Origin of the sequence: Paraburkholderia sp. SUR17 (assembly GCF_029536165.1) — a bacterium.
GTDB lineage: Bacteria > Pseudomonadota > Gammaproteobacteria > Burkholderiales > Burkholderiaceae > Paraburkholderia > Paraburkholderia kururiensis.
In genome coordinates this window covers 3204204-3225150 of the sequence record NZ_CP120508.1, presented here as the reverse complement: position 1 = coordinate 3225150, position 20947 = coordinate 3204204, and the positions used below count along the sequence as shown (strand labels likewise).

The following is a 20947-nucleotide window of genomic DNA, read 5'->3' as shown; positions in this document are numbered from 1 at the left end:
GCGAAAGCCCCGGTGGGCGTGGCGCTTGCGGCCTACTGCGCCGCGACCGGCATTTGAGCGTCCATCTTACCCTGTTCGCCCCGCACCCGCTCGACGTGGGGTTTCGACCACGAACCGGTGATCGCGTAGTCGAGCGCGAAGGCCGACGAGATGGAGTGGGAGAGGGCGAAGTCCGCCACGAGCGCTCCCAGCCCGAACAGTGGATTGATGACCGCGGCCGCCACCACGCCGGCGCCGGCGCTCAGCGTGGGGACCACGTGGACGTGCAGGTCCTGCGTTTCGTGCGCGAGGTCAACGGTGCCTTTCATTTCGGCGCGTGCCGGAGCGGTGACCATCTTGAAGTTGCTGGTGCGCCCAATGCCGTTCTCGATCTGGCCCGTGCCCGTCACGCTTTCGTACGGCAGCCCTTCGCCGATCACGTCGCGGAAGTTGAGCGTGACGAACCGCGCGAGGCTTTGCAGGCTCAGCACGCCGAGCAGCTTCGCCATACCGGGATCGACTTTCAGGATCTGCCCGTGATGCAGGTCGAGCGCGAGATTGCCGTTGAGCGTGGGATAGTCGATCGCCGTGGGGCCGCCGCGCCACGCCACCTTCCCCGAGAGCGTGCCGCTGCCCTTCTTGAGCGTGCGCGGCAAACCCGCTCGTTCGAGCAGCGCACCGGCGTCCTTGATGTCGAGCTTGAAGTCGAGCACGGTGCGACGCGGTGCGTCTTCGTCCGCGTTGGCGCCGAAGCTGCGCGCCGTGCGCCAGTTCGCCGTGGCCGTGAGCTGGGCGGCCGGATTGCTGATGTCGAGCTTGTCGAGTTGCCACACGGGCGCACCGTCTTCCTCGCGGTTGCGGGCGTCCACTTCGAGCCGGCCGACGTTGCGGTCTCGCACGATCAGCTCGTTCACGACGAGGTCGATGGAAGGCATGTTCTGCGCCGGTGCCGAGATCGCTTCGCCCAGCAGATCGTTTTCCGCACGGGCCGGCACCACGAGTTTCGCGAGCCGCGCTTCCAGCGTGCCGGGCGCGCCGGGCACCGCGCCCGGCAGCCAGGTCAGATGGCCCGACACCTGGTTCGACGCGATGTTCGCCTGCCACGTGCGGTCGGTATGGGATGCGCCCAGCACCACGCTTTCCCAGTGGCGTTTGAGCAGCGTGAGCGTACCGATGTGGACGGCGAAGCGCGATGGCAGGAATTGCGCGACGGCGCTGGCGGGCAGGGCGGGCGCTGCCGTCTTTGCCGTTGTCTGGTTCGGCGCCTGGCCTGTTGCAGGCGCTGCTTGTGCAGTCTGTGCTGTGCCGGCCGTAGCGGTTTGATCCGCACCGGTTTGTCCGGCGGATGCCGACGACGCTTGCGGCGCTGGCGCCACCGGCTGTTGCTGGGCCTTCCCGCGCATGGCTGCGATCACGCTGCGCCAGGCATCGGCGTCGAGCGTGTCGAGATCGACGGCCGCGGTCACGCCTTCGGACGGCAACTCCGCCGGGCGGTTCACGCCGATCGCGCCGCGCACGACTTCCGGCGGTTCGCCCGGCGTCGCGCGCAGCAGATAGGTCGCGGCGACCGGCCCGAACGTCAGCGCCGCGCGTTGCAGTCCACTCGGCTCCAGCTTGCCCGCTTCGTCGCCGTGGGCATCGTCTTCCTTCGTGTTGTCGGGGCGAAACGAGAGGCGCAGCGGCATCGGCTGACCGGCTGGCTTGCCGAATGGGGCGGGGAAGTCGAGCGCGAGGTCGGTCAGATCGGAGCTTGCGGACACCTCGGGCAACTGCTTCTTCGCGCCGCGCACCGAGAGCGCATACGGCGCCGTGCCGCTCATGCGCGTGAGCACCTGCGCCGCCGTGCCGCGCAGGTTGAGCCCGCGTGCCGCGTCGACCGCGATGTTGCCGTCGAGGTCCAACGCATAAGTGCCGTCCTGGCGCAGGCCGCCGTTGGCGTGCACGTCGCCGCCCATGAAGCGGCCCGCGAGGCGGTCCAGTTCGGCCGTGTGCTCGGTGAAACGCACCTTGCCCGTGAGGTCGGAGAGCGGCGGCACGTTGTGCATCGAAAGCCGGTCGTTCTGGAAGCCCAGCGCGCCCTCCACGGCAATATGCGGTTTAGGCGTGCGCGGTACCGTGAGCTTGAGCGCGAGCGCCGCGGGGCCTTCGGCTTCCACCTTCTCGCCTACGTGCTTCGAGAGGCTGCCCAGCGCGCTGTTGTTCGCGTAGTCGATCATGTCGGCGAGCGGGCCGCGTCCGTTGCCGTTGATGACGAGACTCGACGCCTTCGTGCCCAGGTCGTCGATCTTGCCCGTCACGCCCGTGAGCAGCACGCGCTTGTAGTAGCCGCGCCCGATGTCGAAGCGCAGCAGGTTTTCCTTGAGCCGGAACACGCCGTCGATGCGATCGAAACCCGGCCACACGCTCGGCGTACCGTTCTTGAGCTTGCGCGGCGGGTAGGGCGACGGGTCGAAGCGGCCGCCGGTGAAAGGTGCCTCGATGCGGAAGATGCCCGCTGTCGGGTCGCGCGAGTACGGGAATTTTTCGAGGTTGCCGTGCACTTCGATGGTGGCGCTGCGGGACATGCCGGCCTGCAGACCGTGTCCCAGGTAGATACGCAGCTTCTCGCTGATGCTCGTGGGCAGATAGCGCACGATGCGGTTCACCTGGGCGTGGTCGAAGCTCGCCTTCAGATCGAGCGCACCGCGGCCGTGGCCCGGGTTCGTATAGTTGGCGACGGCGCTGGCTTTGACGTCCGCGTTCTCCACGCCGAACTCCGGCACGTTGATCTGGAAGCCCTTGCGCTTCTCGCCCGGCGCGCGGGCGTTGGCGATAGTCCAGTCGCTGCGGCCATACAGGCGGTCGAACGTGAGGCGCGGATCGTCGAACACGCCGGGCAGCGTGATGGCCGCGTTTGCGGTATCGAAGGTGGCGTTGCCGTGGGTTTCGTCGGCGTCGATGTGCCCCCACAGGTTTTCGATGCCGGGCAGGCCCGCGCGCGGATGGTTACGCGCCGTGAGGCCGGGCGGCGGTTCCTGGGCGGCCACGCTGATGCCCTGCAGGTCCGCCTTGAAGCGGTAGCGCACGATCGGCTCCACGCCGTCGCCGCGCTGCTCGGCCGCGGCTTCGCCCGCGTCAGGCCGCGCCCGCTCGATGCCGATCTCGTAGTTGGCAACGAGCCCGCGCGGGTCGAAGCGCACCAGCGTATTGAGGAAGCGGCGCGGCAGCGGCAGCGTGCGGCTGAACTCGGAGAGCATGCCCAGATCCATGCGGTCGCCTTGCACGCTCATCATCTGCCCGTGCTGGACCGACGGACGGCGGTAATGGCCGGTCAGCGTGGAAAACGAGAGCGTGCGGAAGACGGGCGTGCCGTCGTCGAGCGGCGGCTGGCCGAGTTCGGCGCGCAGGCGGCTCAGCTTCACCGTGTAGTCGCCGGGCGCGGCGTCGACGGTCCAGGAGAAGTGCGCGACCGGCATGTCGAGCCGCGGCTGCGTGGGATGCACGCGCAGCGCGACACCGACGCCGTCCAGCACGCCGGTCGCGGTCGTGATGCGGCCTTCGCTGAAGCTTGCCCAGATCACGTTGTCGATGCGGCCGGCGTACGTCTCGACGGGAATGTCGATGTAGCCGGCGAGCGTGGGCAGGTCCACCGGTCCGGTGGATACGTAGGCTGAGCCGCTCCAGCCCACGGGCTTGCCGGGCGCTCCCGTGCGCGGGCTGCGAAAGCGCGCGCGGAAGTCGAGGGGGCCGTGCAGCAGCCGGCCTTCGGGCGGGGCCTGGAGCGCGAGGCGGTGGTCGGTGCCCTCGTTGAGAATGGCGAGGCGGATGTTCTGCAGCGCGATTTCCGGCGCATTGTGGCGCCCGTCGCGCCAGCGCAGCGTGCCGCCGCGCAGCACGATGGCCTGCTGGCGCAAAAGCCAGGTGCTGAACGCGTCGTTGCCGGTATGGGCCGAGGGAATCGGCACGCCGGCCACCGAGAGCGAGCCGCCTTGCGAGCGGGCAACCAGCACGTCAGGCCGGTCCACGATCAGGCTCGACAGGCGCGGCGCGAGCGTCACCAGCGAGAGCCACGAGACCGTGGCCGTGGCATGTGGCACGTTCAGTGCGATCTGGCCGTTGTGGTCGCGAATGGTGAGGTTGGTGACGTCGATGCCGGGCTGGAAGCCGAGCCAGTGCGGCGAAAGCTTGCCGATACGCAGTTCGGCGTGAATTTTGTCGGAAACGAGCGTTTCGATGCGCGGACGGAACGTATCGATGCGCGGCAGCACCACGTAGCGCAGACCGAGAATGAGCGCCGCGGCGATGAAGTAGAGCACCACCGCAATGGCGAGCACGACACGCAGCGTGTGCCGCAGCGCGACATGGTGGTGCTCGACGGGGACGCGTCCGTTCGCCCGGCTGGCCTGTCCGGCTTCGTACGGACCGGCGGATTCGTTTCGCTCGGACATGCTGCGAGGGGGGCGGTATGGTAGCTTTGCGGTCTAACGACGAAATGTAACACACGGGTGCGCGGCTCACGACATCCGGCAAACCCTGCGCCATCGGCGCCGGCGCGGGGATTGGCGGACCACGGCGCCAGCCTGCCGACGCGTCTTCCTCACCCGCTCGTGACCAAGCAACGAACGAGCCCGGAAACCTCCATGACTGATGCAAACCTCCTGAGTTCCGCCGCTTACTCCCACTATGCGTCGCGGGCGCTGGCGAGCCGCCCGGAACTCGCCGGGTGCGTCGCGGCGCTTGCCGCAACGCCCGTCACGCGTGAGCGCATCGAGGCACGCTTCGATGCGCTGTCCAGCGAGGTCCGGGGCGGCGCCGCGGCGGCGCTGACCGACGATCAGCTCAAGAAGGTGCTGCGTCAGTTGCGCACCGAGGTCTTCTGCGCCGTGATGGAGCGCGATCTTGCGTTCAATGCCGACGTGGCCGAGGTCACGGGCACGATGACCGATCTCGCCGAGGTGGCGATCCAGCGGGCGCTCGCCGTCGTCACCGCGGATCTGGAGGCGCTCTACGGCGAGCCGCGCGGCCCCGAAGGCGAGCGGCTCACGCTCGGCGTGGTGGGCATGGGCAAGCTGGGCGGCCGCGAACTCAACGTGTCGTCGGACATCGACCTCATCTTCGTCTACGAGGATGACGGCGAGACGGCCGGCGGCGAGCGCGCGCCCATCGCCACGCAGGAGTTCTTCACGCGCGCAGGCAAGCGCCTCATCGCGGCGCTCAACGACGTCACGGCGGACGGCTACGTGTTTCGCGTCGACATGCGGCTGCGGCCGAACGGCGACGCGGGGCCGCTCGCGTGCAGCCTCGGCATGCTGGAGGAGTATTTCTACGTGCAGGGCCGCGAGTGGGAACGCTACGCGTGGATCAAGGGGCGGCTCGTCTCCGAAGGCCAAAGCGCATCGGCCCAGCGGCTCGCGCAACAGCTCGACGCCATCGCGAAGCCGTTCGTCTACCGGCGCTATCTCGATTTCGGCGTGATTAGCGCCATTCGTGCGCTGCATCTGCAGATTCGCCAGGAAGCGCAGCGGCGCGCCTCCATGCGCCCCGAGAAGGCCGACGACATCAAGCTCGGGCGCGGCGGCATCCGCGAGATCGAATTCAGCGCCCAGGTGTTCCAGCTGATTCGCGGCGGCCAGGACGCGGATTTTCGCGTGCGTCCCACGTTGGCCGTGCTGCGGCACGCGACGGCGCGCGGTCTCATTGCGCCGTCGGTCTGCGCGGAACTGACGGAGGCCTACCGGTTCCTGCGGCGCCTCGAGCACCGGCTCCAGTACCGCAACGACGCGCAGACGCACGCCATGCCGGTGGACCCCGAGGAGCGCGCGGCACTCGCCACGACGATGGGCTTCGCCGACTACGCCGCCCTGATGGCCGCGCTCGACGCGCATCGCGAGAAGGTGGAGCGGCAGTTCGACCAGATCTTCGCCGACAAAGTGAACGGCCACGGCGGCTGTGCCGCGCCCGACGACGGCGCCGCCGCCTGGGTCTGGAGCAGCGCGCTCGCGGACGACAGCGCCGGCGAGGCGCTCGAGGCGCGCCTCGCGGACCTCGGTCTCGCCGAGCCCGCCGACCTGCTCGCGCGGCTGCGCGCCATCTGGCAGTCGCCGCGTTACCAGGGGTTGCCGGAGCACAGCCGTCAGCGCTTCGACAGCGTGGCCAAGCGCGCGCTGGACGCGGCGCGCACGATCGATTTGCCGGAGCGGCGCACCGCTACGCTCGCGCGCTTCTTCGATCTGCTCGAAACGGTGGGCCGGCGCGGCGCCTATCTGGCACTGCTCTGCGAGTATCCGCATGCGCTCGAACGCGTGCTCTCCGTGCTCGGCGCGTCGCGCTGGGCGGCCGGCTACCTGATTCGCCACCCGCAATTGCTGGACGAACTGCTCGACGACGAGGCGATTGCAAGTCCCTTCGACTGGCCGGAATTCAAGCGCACGCTGCGCACGCGCCTTGCCGCCGCGGACGGCGCCGAGCAGCAGATGGACCTGCTGCGCCACGCCCACCAGGCCGAGGTGTTTCGTATTCTGTTGATCGACCTGGCGGGCAAGCTCTCGGTCGAGCACGTGAGCGACCGCCTCTCCGAACTCGCCGACGCCGTGCTCGACGTGACCATCGAAACGGTCTGGGCCCAGTTCGCGAAGCGCCATCGTGAGGTGCCGCGCTTTGCCGTGATCGCTTACGGCAAGCTGGGCGGCAAGGAACTCGGCTACGCGTCGGACCTCGACCTGATCTTCCTCTACGACGATCCCGACGAGGCCGCACCCGACATCTACACGGCCTTCACGCGCCGGCTCATCACGTGGCTCACCATGGCGACGGGCGCGGGCACGCTGTTCGATGTGGACCTGCGGCTGCGACCCAACGGCGAGTCGGGCTTGCTCGTGACAGACCTCGATGCGTTTCGCCGCTACCAATTGCGCGAAGGCGACGCCGCCAATACTGCGTGGGTGTGGGAGCACCAGGCCCTGACGCGCGCACGTTTTTGCGCGGGCGACGAACAGATCGGCAGGGCTTTCGACGCGATCCGCCAGCAGGTGCTCACGATGCCGCGCGAGGCCGCACCGCTCGCGAAGGAAATCGTGGAGATGCGGCAGCGCGTGGAAGACGGACACCCGAACCGCAGCGAGTTGTTCGACCTGAAACACGACCGCGGCGGCATGGTCGACATCGAATTTCTCGTGCAGTACTGGGTGCTGTTGCACGCCGGGCGCGATCCCGAACTTGTGCGCAACACGGGCAACATCGCGCTGCTTCGCGAGGTGTCGCGGCTCGGCATCATGAGTGCCGACGAGGCCGAGACGGTGGGCGCCGCCTATCGCACCTACCGCAAGCTGCAGCATCGGCTGCGGCTAGACGGCATGGAGAAGGCGAGGGTGGAGCCGCAGCGTGTGGAGACCGAGCGCGCCGCAGTACTTGCGTTGTGGAAGCGGGTGTTCGGATGAAGGCCGGCGCTCGGCCTTCTCGGGTTGTTACGCTGCCAGCATTTCCTTCGCGTGACGCCGCGTGGTGGCCGTGATTTCGAGTCCGCCCAACATGCGGGCCACTTCCTCGACGCGGCTTGCGCGGTCGAGCGGATTGACCGAACTCACCGTGCCGCCGTTGCCGTCGGACGCCTTTGCGACCTGGAAATGGTGGTCGCCGCGCGCGGCGACCTGCGGCAGGTGCGTGACGCAGAGCACCTGGCGGGCACGGCCGAGCTGATGCAGCAACCGCCCGACCACTTCTGCCACGCCGCCGCCGATGCCGGTATCCACTTCGTCGAAGATCAGCGTGGGCGTGGGGCTTGCAGCGCTGGCGATCACGGCGAGCGCGAGGCTGATGCGCGCCAGTTCGCCGCCTGACGCCACCTTCGCGAGCGGTCGCAGCGGCACGCCCGCGTGACCGGCCACGCGAAATTCGACCTGTTCCAGCCCGTGTGCGCCGCCCTCCGCCAGCGGCACGAGGGCCACTTCGAAGCTGCCGCCTGCCATCGACAATTCCTGCATGCCGGTCGTCACGGCCGCGCCGAGCGCCTTGGCCGCCTTGGCGCGCGCCTTCGAAAGCTGCTTCGCTTCGGCGAGGTAGCCTTCTTTGGCCTTTGTCTCGGCGGCGCGCAGCGCGTCGAGGTCGGCGGCTGCGTCGAGTGCGGCGAGTTGCGCCTGGCGCGCTTCGTGTTCGTCGGGCAGCGTTTCGGGCTGCAGACGGAATTTGCGTGCCGTGGAATGCAGCGCGTCGAGCCGCTTTTCCACCTGGGCGAGGCGGTCCGGGTCGAGTTCGAGCCGCTGGGCATAGTGGGTGAGCGAGTAGGCGGCTTCCTGCAGCTGGATCGCGGCGGGTTCGAGCGCCGCGAGCGCGTCGTTGAGCGCAGGATCGATCTCGGCGAGGTCGCGCACCTTCGAGACGATAGAGCCGAGCTGCGAAATCATCGCGTCGTCGGACTCCGAAAGCGCGGCGAGCGCACCCTGGACGCCCTCGATCAGATTGGCTGAATGCGAAAGCCGCCGGTGTTCGGCGTTGATCTCTTCCCATTCGCCAGGCTGCGGGGCAAGCTTGTCCAGCTCGGCGAGTTGCCAGGCGAGGCGCTCGCGTTCCAGTTGCAGTTCGCGGTCGCGCGTCTGGGCCGTTTCGACCGCATTCGATGCGTCGCGCCAGGTGCGCCAGGCGCGGCCTGTTGCGGCGGCCAGATCGGCGAGCCCGGAGTGCGTGTCGAACAGCTCGCGTTGCGCGTCGGGACGCATCAACAACTGGTGCGCGTGCTGACCGTGGATGTCCACGAGCATTTCGCCTACTTCACGCAGTTGCGTGAGCGTAGCCGGTGTGCCGTTGATGAAGGCGCGCGAGCGACCGCTGGCATCGACCACGCGGCGCAGCAGCACCGTGCCGCCCTCGCCTTCGTCGCCTTCGGCGGCAAACGCCTGGTCGTCGAGCCAGCGTGCGACGAGCGGGTGGGCGTCGAATTCGGCGGTGATGTCGGCGCGCGTTTCGCCGGTGCGCACGACGCTCGCGTCGGCGCGGGCGCCGAGCGTGAGCGCGAGCGCGTCGATGAGAATGGACTTGCCGGCGCCGGTCTCGCCCGAGAAAACCGTGAAGCCGCTGTTGAACTCGAGATCGAGCGCGGCGACGATGACGAAGTCGCGTATCGAAAGGTGGCGGAGCATGGTCTGGGTTCTGGCTTCTGCGTGTGGAGTCAGTACAGCGAGTTGTCCTCGAGCGACGGATGTTCGTTCCAGTGCAGCTTCTGGCGCAGCGTAGCGTAGTGGCTGTAGCCCACGGGATGCAGGATCGGCACCGTATGGCGCGAGCGGCGCACCTCGATGGTGTCGTTCAGTTGCAGCGCCGTGAACGACTGCATGTCGAAATTGACGTTGACGTCCCGGCCCGCGACGATCTGGATGCTCACTTTGCAGCTGTCGGGCAGCACGATAGGGCGGTTCGAGAGCGCGTGCGGCGCGATGGGCACGAGCACGATGCCCTGCAGCTGCGGATGCAGGATCGGCCCCGACGACGACAGCGCGTAGGCTGTCGAACCAGTCGGCGTGGCGACGATCAGGCCGTCTGAGCGCTGGTTGTACATGAAGCGGCCATCCACGTGTACGCGCAGTTCGGCCATGCCTGAAAAGCCGCTGCGGTTCACCACCACGTCGTTGAAGGCGATGGCGTGATAGATGGGATCGCCGTCGCGCGTGATGCGCGCCTCCAGCAGCGTGCGCTCCTCGCGCTCGAAGCTGCCGCAGAGCATTTGCGGCACGACTTCCTGCATGTCGGCGAGCGGAATATCGGTAATGAAGCCGAGCCGCCCAATGTTGACGCCGATGAGCGGCGTGCGGTACGGCGCGAGCTGCCGTCCGATGCCGAGCATGGTGCCGTCGCCGCCGAGCACCACCGCCACGTCGGCGCGCGCGCCGATTTCCGCCGGGCGCAGTGCCGTATAGCCCGTTGCCCCAATATCCTGTGCCGTCTCGGCCTCGAACACCACGTCGAAACCCCGTTTCGCGATGCACGAGGCGAGCGCCGTCAGCGGCTCGGCAATGCCGGGCGTGTTGCTGCGCCCGACGAGCGCCACGGTCTTGAACTGGCTATTGATCTGCATGCCGGCATTACACCATAGTCAGGTCGCGAAAAGAACCGTGCGCAGACGCCGCGACAGGGCCTGCAGGACGCGGTGTGACGGGGCCGCCGGGCCTTGCACGATTATCGCTAGAATGGTGATGTGTTGATGACAGGGCAAGAAGTCATGTCGATGTGGAGGCAATGCCTTTGGCCAAGCGTTGCGGGCGCTCTCAGAGCGAGCGCAACGAAGCCGGTGCACCCGCGGCAGGTGCGCGGACGTGCCGCAACGCCGGGCGTGCGCACGTGCGCCGGCTCCCGGGCGACATGGCGTTGAGCTAAAATTTCGCGTCATGCTAGATCCCCGCGCACAAACCCTCCTCAAAACGCTGATCGAGCGATACATCGCCGAGGGGCAGCCGGTCGGCTCGCGCACGTTGTCGCGGTTCTCTGGCCTCGAACTCAGCCCCGCGACCATTCGCAACGTGATGTCGGATCTCGAGGAACTCGGCCTCGTCGCCAGCCCGCACACCTCCGCGGGCCGCATACCGACGCCGCGCGGCTACCGCCTGTTCGTGGACACCATGCTCACCGTAGAGCCAGCCGGAGACGAAGAAGCTGTCACGCGCGCGGTGAAAACCACCCTGAAGCCCGGCGAACCCCAAAAGGTGATTGCCGCCGCGGCGAGCGTGCTGTCGAATCTCTCGCAGTTCGCGGGCGTCATACTCACGCCGCGGCGCAGTCACGTCTTCAAGCAGGTGGAATTCATGCGCCTGTCCGACAAGCGCATCCTGCTCATCATCGTGACGCCGGAGGGTGACGTTCAGAACCGCATCATGGCTACGCAGCGGGACTTTTCGCCGTCCGAACTCATTGAAGCGTCCAATTACATCAACGCACACTTCGCGGGACTCTCGTTCGACGAGGTGCGCCGCCGGCTGCGCGAGGAAATCGACCAGTTGCGCGGCGACATGACGGCTCTCATGCATGCCGCGGTGACCGCGAGTACCGACGAAGTCGAACCCGGCGAAACTGTGGTGATTTCGGGTGAGCGCAACCTGCTCGAGGTGGCTGACCTCTCCTCGGATATGGCCCGTCTGCGCAAGCTTTTCGACGTATTCGACCAAAAGACCAGCCTCCTTCAGTTGCTCGACGTTTCCAGCCATGCGCAGGGCGTGCAGATTTTCATCGGCGGCGAATCCAATCTCGTCCCTATCGAGGAGATGAGCGTCGTGACCGCGCCGTATGAGGTGAACGGCAAGATCGTGGGCACGCTCGGCGTGATCGGTCCTACGCGCATGGCCTATAACCGCGTGATTCCGATCGTCGACATCACCGCCCGCCTGCTCTCCACCGCGCTCAGCCAGCAATAAGCGCATAGATCCCATCATCCGCGATGCCCGTGCGGCGCGCCATCGGCCGGATGGCGGGGTGTCCCCACAGGGGCCGCTGGCTATAATGAAAACTTTCCAACCGGATCTCCGCGCCACGCGGCAGACCTTCTCGCCTATGCGCTTCGATCTCGAGCGGCCTTCGCAGTCTGCCGCGTCTCATCGCGTTGCGGTGCTGCTCATCAACCTCGGCACCCCGGACGCGCCCACGCCGCGCGCCGTGCGTCGCTACCTCGCGCAGTTCCTCTCGGACCCGCGCGTGGTCGAGATTCCCGCGTTGGTCTGGCAGGTGATCCTGCGCGTGTTGATCCTGCCATTCCGGGGTTCGGCGTCTGCAAAGAAGTACGCTTCGGTGTGGATGCCGGAGGGCTCGCCGTTACGCGTTTTCACGGAGAAGCAGGTGGAGGGGCTGCGGCAACTGCTGCACGTCAACGACTATGCCGTGATCGTGGACTACGCGATGCGCTACGGCACGCCCGGCATTCCGGCTGTGCTGAACCAGCTCAAGCTCGCGGGCGTCGAACGGATTCTGCTGATGCCCATGTATCCGCAGTATTCGTCGTCCACCACTGCCACCGCCTTCGACGACGCATTCACCGCACTGCGCCGCATGCGCAACCAGCCGGAAATTCGCACGGTTCGTCATTACTGTGATCATCCGGCCTATATCAGCGCGCTTTCCGCGCAGATTCATCACTACTGGAACGCACACGGGCGGCCCGATTTCGCTGCTGGCGACCGGCTGGTGCTGAGCTTTCACGGTGTGCCGAAGCGCACCATGGACCTCGGCGACCCTTATCACGACCAATGCCAGCAGACCGCGAGCCTCCTGATGCATGCACTCGGTCTTCAGCCGGTGGAGTGCCTCGTCACATTCCAGTCGCGATTTGGTCGGGCGGAATGGCTTCAGCCTTACACTGCTCCCACGCTGAAGGAACTCGGCTCGGCCGGTGTGAAGCGGGTTGACGTGTTTTGCCCCGGCTTTACAGCTGACTGCCTGGAAACGATCGAAGAGATCGGCATCGAAGGGCGTGACGAGTTTCTCCACGCCGGCGGCAAGGCGTTTCACCGGATCCCTTGCCTCAACGCAGCGCCGGCATGGATTGCGGCGCTCGGCGAAATCGTGGCGCAAAACCTTCAGGGTTGGTCGGTGCAAGCCGCCGTACCGGCAGGCGTGGCGGCATGAGGCATGCTTTACCGGAAGTTCGGCCGGTGCCAGCCGTAGCCTCCTGCAATAGCGGCCATCGTTGCCGTGCGGCAGAACTTGAATTCCCCGTATGAAAGACAAGATTTCGACTGATCCGTCCGCTCGGACGCGTGTGGACAAGTGGCTGTGGGCTGCACGCTTCTTCAAGACGCGCTCGCTTGCCGCCGATGCCGTGGCGAAGGGCCGGGTGCGGATCGACGGTGCGCCGGTGAAGGCGTCGAAGGACGTCCGCGTCGGCGACCTGATCGACATCGACATCGAGCGGGTCGTCTGGCAGGTCGAGGTACGGGGAATTTGTGACGTCCGCGGGCCGGCCAGCGTGGCGCAAACGCTTTATGCGGAGACGGACGACGGCCGTGCGAGGCGCATGCAGGAACTGGAGCGGCGCAAAACGTTTCGCGAACCGGCCGCGGCGCTGCACGGCCGGCCTACGAAGCGGGACCGCCGGACTATCGACAAACTTTCAGGTGGGGATTGAAGAACGACTCGATCGTTGCGTGAACGACGCCGTACTCCGTCGTGTTCTCCGTGACGGCCCCGGACATGCAGATGGTGGTGGTCCCCGCGATGAGTACCAGCGCGACCACCGATATTGCGAAGGTCAGTTTCACGGTACTCCCCTCGGTCATTCAGATCGGATCAGGTCGGAAAGGGGCCGAAGACAGGCAACCCTCTGACGGGCGGCATTGCTGCGCCGACATCAGGGTAAACGTGTCCTGCGAGCGCATGAGTTGCAGTGTAGGTCAGCGCCCGAGGCCGCTCAATCTCAATCTGCGGGTGCCGAAGTAATGGTTGTTACCGTGCGTTTCGATGGCACGGAGGCGGTGCAAAAAGTGAGGCTGGTGACCTTGAAATCGCCAATTCGGCCCCCATGTGCACCGCCTGTGAGCGAATGGGTTGTTGCTTTTCCGCAACCGCATGACTGCATGCGGAAGGGCCACGCATTTATTCAGGCATTTATTTTTGACGACTTTCAGCGACATGGAAAACACGCAAGAGAACCCGACGAGCCAGAACCCGACGACGCCCGAAGACGCCGCTCGTGAGGCGGCCGCGGCGGGAGCGGATCAGAGCCCGCAGCCGGCTGCCGAAAACGCGGCAACTGGGGCCGAGGCTGCGCTTGCTGAAGCGCAGGCGAAGATCGTCGAACTTCAGGAAAGCTTCCTGCGCGCGAAGGCCGAAACGGAAAACGTACGGCGCCGCGCTCAGGAAGACGTCGCGAAGGCTCACAAGTTCGCAATCGAGAGCTTCGCCGAACACCTGTTGCCCGTGGTGGATAGCCTCGAAGCGGCCACGACGCACGAGTCCGACGACATCGCCAAGGTGCGTGAAGGCGTCGAGCTCACGCTGCGGCAGCTGACGGGCGCACTGGAGAAAGGGCGCGTGGTGGCCATCAATCCGGTGGGCGAGAAGTTCGATCCGCACCGGCACCAGGCCATTTCGATGGTGCCGGCCGACCAGGAGGCGAACACTGTCGTCTCGGTGCTGCAGAAGGGCTATACGATCGCGGACCGCGTACTGCGCCCGGCGCTCGTGACGGTGGCGCAGCCGAAGTAAGCAGCGCGAGCCACGGGACCGGAACGTTTCTGCCGCAAGCGTGCATGGCCTTCGATTCCCGGCTTTGGCTGCCTTCGGCATGCCGGGGCCGAGAGCCGGGAAGCCGGGCGCGGCATTTGCCGCGGCACGTGACCCGCTCGCTGGTTCCGTTGCCTCGGACCACGGCTGCATCGCCGCGAAATCATGAAGAGCAGTCGTCGCTTCGTGCTGCAAGGCGTACCGGCCTTAGGGCTTCGTTTACCGGGCCATGGAGCCTGACCGCGCGACCGGCTGCCACGTGCCAGGGCAGTTCGAAGCGGTGGTATCTGTGGGTCGCGCGAAAAATGAGAAAATCCGCGCCGCCGGTGAAGAACCTGCGGCCGGCGAGCCGGTATCAGGCGGGCTGGCATCCGGTCGGCGCCGCGGTGGCGCTGGCGATTGAGAAAAATTAAAGACCGCATCGCCTTTGAGGTCTTGAAAACGATGCGGCGGCACTTACCTTGGGTGCAGTGAAGGATTGAAGGCCGGCTGCCTCGCGACAGGAAGCGCAAAAGGGCAGCCAGCAACAGCGATCGAAATCAGGAGATTAGTAAAAATGGGCAAAATCATCGGCATCGACCTCGGTACCACGAACTCTTGCGTGGCGCTGATGGAAGGTAACCAGGTCAAGGTGATCGAGAATTCGGAAGGCGCGCGTACCACGCCGTCGATCATCGCTTACCTCGACGAGAACGAAGTGCTGGTGGGTGCGCCGGCCAAGCGTCAGTCGGTCACCAACCCGCGGAACACGCTGTACGCGGTCAAGCGCCTGATCGGCCGTCGCTTCGACGAGAAGGAAGTGCAGAAGGACATCAACCTGATGCCCTACAAGATCGTCAAGCACGACAACGGCGACGCCTGGGTGGAAGCCCACGGCCAGAATCTCGCGCCGTCGCAGGTTTCGGCCGAAGTGCTGCGCAAGATGAAGAAGACCGCTGAAGACTACCTCGGCGAGCCGGTCACGGAAGCCGTGATCACGGTTCCCGCGTACTTCAACGACAGCCAGCGCCAGGCCACCAAGGATGCGGGCCGCATCGCGGGCCTGGAAGTCAAGCGCATCATCAACGAGCCGACGGCAGCGGCGCTCGCGTTCGGTCTCGACAAGTCCGAGAAGGGCGACCGCAAGATCGCGGTGTTCGACCTGGGCGGCGGTACGTTCGACATCTCGATCATCGAGATCGCAGACGTGGACGGCGAAAAGCAGTTCGAAGTGCTCTCGACGAACGGCGATACGTTCCTGGGCGGTGAAGACTTCGACCAGCGCATCATCGATTACATCATCGGCGAGTTCAAGAAGGAGCAGGGCGTCGACCTCTCGAAAGACGTGCTCGCGCTGCAACGCCTGAAGGAAGCGGCTGAAAAGGCGAAGATCGAACTCTCGTCGTCGCAGCAGACCGAAATCAACCTGCCGTACATCACGGCTGACGCCTCGGGTCCGAAGCACCTGAATCTCAAGATCACGCGCGCCAAGCTGGAAGCGCTGGTCGAAGACCTGATCGAGCGCACCATCGAACCGTGCCGTATCGCGATCAAGGACGCAGGCGTGAAGGTCGGCGAAATCGACGACGTGATCCTGGTCGGCGGCCAGACGCGTATGCCGAAGGTGCAGGAGAAGGTCAAGGAGTTCTTCGGCAAGGAACCGCGTCGCGACGTGAACCCGGACGAAGCCGTGGCCGTGGGCGCCGCGATTCAGGGCCAGGTGCTCTCGGGTGACCGCAAGGACGTGTTGCTGCTCGACGTGACGCCGCTGTCGCTCGGTATCGAGACGCTGGGCGGCGTGATGACGAAGATGATCAACAAGAACACCACGATCCCGACGAAGCACTCGCAGGTGTATTCGACCGCGGACGACAACCAGTCGGCCGTGACGATCAAGGTGTATCAGGGCGAACGCGAAATGGCGGCGGGTAACAAGCTGCTGGGCGAGTTCAATCTGGAAGGCATTCCGCCCGCACCGCGCGGCCTGCCGCAGATCGAAGTGACCTTCGACATCGACGCGAACGGCATCCTGCACGTCGGAGCGAAGGACAAGGCGACCGGCAAGGAAAACAAGATCACCATCAAGGCGAACTCGGGTCTCTCGGAAGCCGAGATCGAAAAGATGGTGAAGGACGCCGAGGCGAACGCCGAAGAAGATCACAAGCTGCGCGAGCTGGCCGATGCGCGCAATCAGGGCGACGCGCTCGTCCACAGCACGAAGAAGGCGCTGACCGAATACGGCGACAAGCTCGAAGCAGACGAGAAGGGCAAGATCGAAGCTGCGCTGAAGGACCTGGAAGACACGCTGAAGAACACGTCGACTGACAAGGCGGCGCTCGAAGGCAAAATCGAGGCGCTGGCTACGGCTTCGCAGAAACTCGGCGAAAAGATGTACGCCGACATGCAGGCCGCCCAGGGCGCGGCAGGCGCAGCAGCCGGTGCTGCGGGCGCTTCGGCTGGGGCATCGGCGGGCGCGAGCCAGCAGGCGGACGACGTGGTCGACGCCGACTTCAAGGAAGTGAAGAAGGACTAAGGCCGCCGGGTTGAAGTAACGATCCGTGATGCCGCGCACCGCAAGGTGTGCGGCACGGCAGCAGGACAGCCGGCGCGTCGCCACAGCAGCGAATGCGTACGGTATTGCAAGCGCCTGGCGAGCCTTTCGGCTCCCCGGGCACATTTGTTTTCTGGACGCCGTTCTCGGAACGGCGCGGCGGGCACCGCAATGCCGGCCGCGCCGTGCCACGAAGAGGCGGCAGGACGGGTCGCGAGACTCCAGCAATCACAAGGAGCGGCCGTGCGGCGATGCGCATGGCTGGTGTTGAACCGATATGGCGAAACGGGATTACTACGAGGTTCTGGGCGTCGCGAAGAATGCGAGCGACGACGAAATCAAGAAGGCTTATCGCAAGCTCGCGATGAAGCATCACCCCGACCGCAATCCGGGCAACAAGGAAGCGGAAGAGCAATTCAAGGAAGTGAAGGAAGCCTATGAAATGCTCTCGGACTCGCAAAAGCGCGCGGCGTACGACCAGTACGGGCACGCGGGTGTCGATCCGAACATGGCGGGTGCGGGTGCACAAGGCTTCGGCGGTTTCGCGGACGCGTTCGGCGACATCTTCGGCGACATCTTCGGCCAGGCCGCTGCGGGCGGTGGGCGCGGTCGCGCGGGCCCGCAGGTCTATCGCGGCGCCGATCTGCGCTACAGCATGGAAATTACGCTCGAGCAGGCGGCGCACGGCTACGACACGCAGATCCGCGTGCCGGGCTGGATCTCGTGCGAGGTCTGTCACGGCTCGGGCGCAAAGCCGGGCACCAAGCCCGAAACCTGCCCCACCTGTAACGGTTCGGGCGCGGTGCGCATGTCGCAGGGCTTCTTCAGCATCCAGCAGACCTGCCCGAAGTGCCACGGTACGGGCTCCTACATCCCCGATCCGTGCACGCACTGTCATGGCGCCGGCAAGGTAAAAGAAACGCGCACGCTGGAAGTGAAGATTCCGGCTGGTATCGACGACGGCATGCGCATCCGCTCGGCCGGTAACGGCGAGCCGGGCATCAACGGTGGACCGTCGGGCGACCTGTACGTCGAGATTCATATCAAGGCGCACCCGGTGTTCGAGCGCGATGGCGACGACCTGCATTGTCAGATGCCGATTCCGTTCACCACCGCGGCGCTGGGCGGCGAGATCGAGGTGCCTACGCTCGCGGGCCGCGCGAGTTTCACGGTGCCCGAGGGCACCCAGTCGGGCAAGACGTTCCGGCTGCGTGGCAAGGGCATCAAGGGACTGCGCTCGAGCATTGCCGGCGATCTGTACGTGCACGTGCAGGTCGAAACGCCGGTCAAGCTCACGGACCAGCAACGCGAACTGTTGCAACAGTTCGAGAAGTCGCTCGTCGAAGGGGGCGCGCGGCACAGTCCCCAGAGCAAAAGCTGGTTCGACCGGGTGAAGAGCTTCTTTGACTGACGGGTAGCCCCGGCTGGCGGCGCTATGACCGATGAAGACCGCGGCGCGGCGTTCGCGCTGCTCGACGACTGCGACTCGACGGGCGCGCACCGCACGAGCCGCCTGTACACGGGCTTCGTGCACGAGCGCGCGACAACAGACCCGGCGGCGCTCGATGAACTGTGCGCTGCCGTGGTTGCCGACACGCGCGCCGGCCTTCACGCTGTCGTGCTCGCGGACTACGAGTTTGGCCGCAACCTCCAGCTGAAATCGAAATCGACGCAGCGTGGCGATGCCGCGCTGCGTTTTTTGTTGTTCGAGCGCTGCGAGCGGCTTTCGCGCGACGAAGCCGACGCGTGGCTCGCAGAACGCGATGGCGGTGCCGCTGAACCGTCGATTGCCGGCACCGCGAATGTGCGCGAAAGCGTGGACGATGCGCAGTTCCATCAGGCCATCGCCGCCATCCACGAAGCGCTGCGGGCTGGCGACTCCTACCAGGTCAACTACACCTACCGGCTGACATTCGACGTATTCGGCTCGCCGCTCGGGCTGTACCGGCGGCTGCGCGCGCGGCAGCCTGTGCGCTACGGCGCACTGATCGCGTTGCCGCAGGACCGTTGGGTGTTGTCATGCTCGCCCGAACTCTTCGTCGAAAAGGCCGGGGACACGCTGCGCGCGCGTCCCATGAAGGGCACCGCGCCGCGTTCGGCCGATCCGCACGAAGACGAACACGGCGCCCGTTTTCTCGCGAGCGACCCCAAAAACCGCGCCGAAAACGTGATGATCGTGGATCTGCTGCGCAACGATCTTTCGCGCATTGCGCAAACGGGATCGGTGAGCGTGCCGGCGTTGTTCTCCGTGGAGCCCTACCGATCCGTGTGGCAGATGACCTCGACCGTGACCGCGCGTCTGCGCGAGGGCGTGTCATTTGCCGGTGTGCTGCGTGCGCTGTTTCCGTGCGGCTCCATTACGGGTGCGCCCAAGCATCGCACGATGGAGTTGATCGACACGCTCGAAAGCACGCCGCGCGGGCTCTATACGGGCGCCATCGGCTGGCTCGATGCGCCCGCGAGCGGGACGGGAGTCGCTGAGGCATGCGGCGACTTCTGCATGTCGGTCGCGATCCGCACGCTTACGCTTGCGAACGCAAACTCAGCCGGTCTGCGTCGCGGCACGCTGGGCATTGGCGCCGGCATCGTGCTCGACAGCGTGGCCGCCGATGAACGCGCGGAGTGCCGGCTGAAAGCGCGCTTCCTGACCGAGGCCGATCCTGGCTTCCAGCTCTTCGAAACGATGTTCGCCACGCGCGAGGACGGCGTGCGGCATCTGGACCGCCATCTCGCGCGGCTCGCCCGCAGCGCTGCGCAGCTTGGGTTTGGCTACGACGAGGCCCACGTGCGCGCGCGTCTGCAGGCACAGTGCGAGCAGTTAGCACCCGCGACGCCGCATCGCATGCGGCTCGCGCTCGACAAGGCGGGCGCGGTGCACGTCACGGCCGCGCCGCTTTCTCCGCTCGCGACGAAAACGGTCGGCGTCATGCTCGCGCCCGACCATGGCTTCGCGCTCACGCACGCAGCCGACCTGCTGTTGCTCCACAAGACCACGCGTCGCGCCGAGTACGATCGCGCGTGGCACGAGGCCGAGCCGAACGGTGCCTTCGACATGCTGTTCTTCAACGAGCGCGGCGAGTTGACGGAAGGCGGTCGGTCGAATGTGTTCGTGAAGCTCGATGGACGGTGGTGGACGCCGCCGCTCTCCTCAGGCGTCCTGCCGGGCGTGATGCGCGGCGTGCTGCTGGACGATGCGTCGATGAACGCGGCGGAGCAGGTGCTGACCCGCGAAGACGTATTGCGTGCCGAAGCGCTGATCCTCTGCAACGCCCTGCGCGGCGCGTTGCCGGCGCAGATCGTGACCGGAGCGCCACGCAAGGCGTGACGCTCACCCCACCGTCGCAGACCGAGCCGCGAGGCGCCGGTGGGTGGGCAAGCAAGCGGCAACGCAACACAGCAGAGTAGCCACCGCCGTATCGAGGCCGCCTGCGCCAACCTTACCTCAATCAGAACGAATGCTCGGGCCCCGGGAACGACCCGTCCTTCACGGCGCGCACGTAAGCATCCACGGCTGCGGCGATGCCCGGCTGCCCTTGCATGAAATCCTTCACGAAGCGCGGCCGCTTGCCGGGGAATACGCCCAGCATGTCGTGCAGCACCAGCACCTGGCCCGAGCACTGCGCACCCGCGCCGATGCCGATGGTGGGAATGCGCAGTTGCTTCGTCACGTCTGCGGCGAGCAGCGTGGGGATTGCTTCCATCACGATGAGTTGCGCGCCCGCGTCCTGCATGGCGAGCGAGTCGCGCAGCAACTGGTTCGCGCCCGCTTCGGTCTTGCCCTGCACCTTGAAGCCCCCGAACGCGTGCACCGACTGCGGCGTAAGGCCCACGTGCGCGCACACCGGCACCGACCGATCGATCAGAAAACGCACCGTTTCGCCCAGCCATTCGCCGCCTTCCAGCTTCACCATCTGCGCGCCGGCCCGCATCAGCTGCACGGCGCTCTCGAACGCGGCGGTAGGCGTGCCGTAGCTGCCGAACGGCATGTCGGCGACGATCAGCGCCGAGGGCTGTGCGCGCGCCACGCAGGCGGTGTGATACGCGATGTCCTCGAGTGTGACGGGCAGCGTGGTGGTGTGTCCTTGCAGCACGTTGCCGAGCGAATCGCCGATGAGCAGCACGTCCACGCCTGCACGGTCCAGCAGCGCCGCGAAGCTTGCGTCGTAGCAGGTCAGCATGGCGATCTTCTCGCCGGCCTCGCGCATGGCCTGCAGTTTCGGAACGGTCACGGCCGGCCGGCTCGCTTCCTGCAAATAGGTCATCAGA

Annotated in this window: 12 protein-coding genes; 8 read left to right on the top strand and 4 right to left on the bottom strand. The window is 66.2% G+C overall.

What is annotated here, in order from left to right:
• Positions 1 to 32: 32 nt before the first annotated feature.
• On the bottom strand, positions 33 to 4406 hold the full coding sequence (locus tag P2869_RS14275) for an AsmA-like C-terminal region-containing protein (RefSeq protein WP_277596821.1): 4374 nt from the start codon (positions 4404 to 4406) through the stop codon (positions 33 to 35).
• Positions 4407 to 4598: 192 nt separating this feature from the next.
• Here P2869_RS14275 and glnE point away from each other — a divergent pair, with 192 nt between their 5' ends.
• Positions 4599 to 7394 (top strand): bifunctional [glutamate--ammonia ligase]-adenylyl-L-tyrosine phosphorylase/[glutamate--ammonia-ligase] adenylyltransferase, encoded by a 2796-nt coding sequence (glnE, locus tag P2869_RS14270; protein ID WP_277596820.1) that lies wholly within the window; start codon positions 4599 to 4601, stop codon positions 7392 to 7394.
• Positions 7395 to 7421: 27 nt separating this feature from the next.
• Here glnE and recN read toward each other — a convergent pair whose 3' ends face one another.
• Entirely contained in the window at positions 7422 to 9089 is a 1668-nt protein-coding gene (gene recN, locus P2869_RS14265; protein WP_126877870.1) for a DNA repair protein RecN, read from the bottom strand.
• Between the two features lie 29 nt (positions 9090 to 9118).
• Positions 9119 to 10021, bottom strand: a complete 903-nt coding sequence (locus P2869_RS14260) for an NAD kinase (protein ID WP_277596819.1) — start codon at positions 10019 to 10021, stop codon at positions 9119 to 9121.
• Between the two features lie 310 nt (positions 10022 to 10331).
• Here P2869_RS14260 and hrcA point away from each other — a divergent pair, with 310 nt between their 5' ends.
• From hrcA to pabB, 7 genes are all read left to right on the top strand, one after another.
• Positions 10332 to 11351 carry a heat-inducible transcriptional repressor HrcA gene (gene hrcA / locus P2869_RS14255; protein ID WP_017776952.1) on the top strand — a complete coding sequence of 340 codons (1020 nt, stop codon included), beginning with the start codon at positions 10332 to 10334 and terminating at the stop codon, positions 11349 to 11351.
• A 136-nt stretch (positions 11352 to 11487) separates the two neighbouring features.
• Positions 11488 to 12555: a ferrochelatase gene (gene hemH / locus P2869_RS14250; RefSeq protein ID WP_277598150.1), complete on the top strand. Its 1068-nt coding sequence runs from the start codon at positions 11488 to 11490 to the stop codon at positions 12553 to 12555.
• Positions 12556 to 12646: 91 nt separating this feature from the next.
• Positions 12647 to 13054 (top strand): RNA-binding S4 domain-containing protein, encoded by a 408-nt coding sequence (locus P2869_RS14245; RefSeq protein ID WP_017776950.1) that lies wholly within the window; start codon positions 12647 to 12649, stop codon positions 13052 to 13054.
• 503 nt (positions 13055 to 13557) lie between these two features.
• The gene (gene grpE, locus P2869_RS14240; protein ID WP_026121878.1) at positions 13558 to 14133 is read left to right on the top strand and encodes a nucleotide exchange factor GrpE; all 576 of its coding nucleotides are present in this window, start codon (positions 13558 to 13560) and stop codon (positions 14131 to 14133) included.
• 574 nt (positions 14134 to 14707) lie between these two features.
• Complete coding sequence (gene dnaK, locus P2869_RS14235) at positions 14708 to 16663, top strand: molecular chaperone DnaK (RefSeq protein ID WP_042303326.1); 1956 nt, start codon at positions 14708 to 14710, stop codon at positions 16661 to 16663.
• Positions 16664 to 16958: 295 nt separating this feature from the next.
• Positions 16959 to 18092 (top strand): molecular chaperone DnaJ, encoded by a 1134-nt coding sequence (gene dnaJ / locus P2869_RS14230; RefSeq protein WP_017776945.1) that lies wholly within the window; start codon positions 16959 to 16961, stop codon positions 18090 to 18092.
• Between the two features lie 24 nt (positions 18093 to 18116).
• A complete protein-coding gene (pabB, locus tag P2869_RS14225; protein ID WP_277596818.1) occupies positions 18117 to 20006 on the top strand; it encodes an aminodeoxychorismate synthase component I in 1890 nt (629 codons plus the stop codon).
• A gap of 121 nt (positions 20007 to 20127) precedes the next feature.
• Here pabB and panB read toward each other — a convergent pair whose 3' ends face one another.
• A complete protein-coding gene (gene panB / locus P2869_RS14220) occupies positions 20128 to 20943 on the bottom strand; it encodes a 3-methyl-2-oxobutanoate hydroxymethyltransferase (RefSeq protein WP_017776943.1) in 816 nt (271 codons plus the stop codon).
• Between the last annotated feature and the right edge of the window lie 4 nt (positions 20944 to 20947).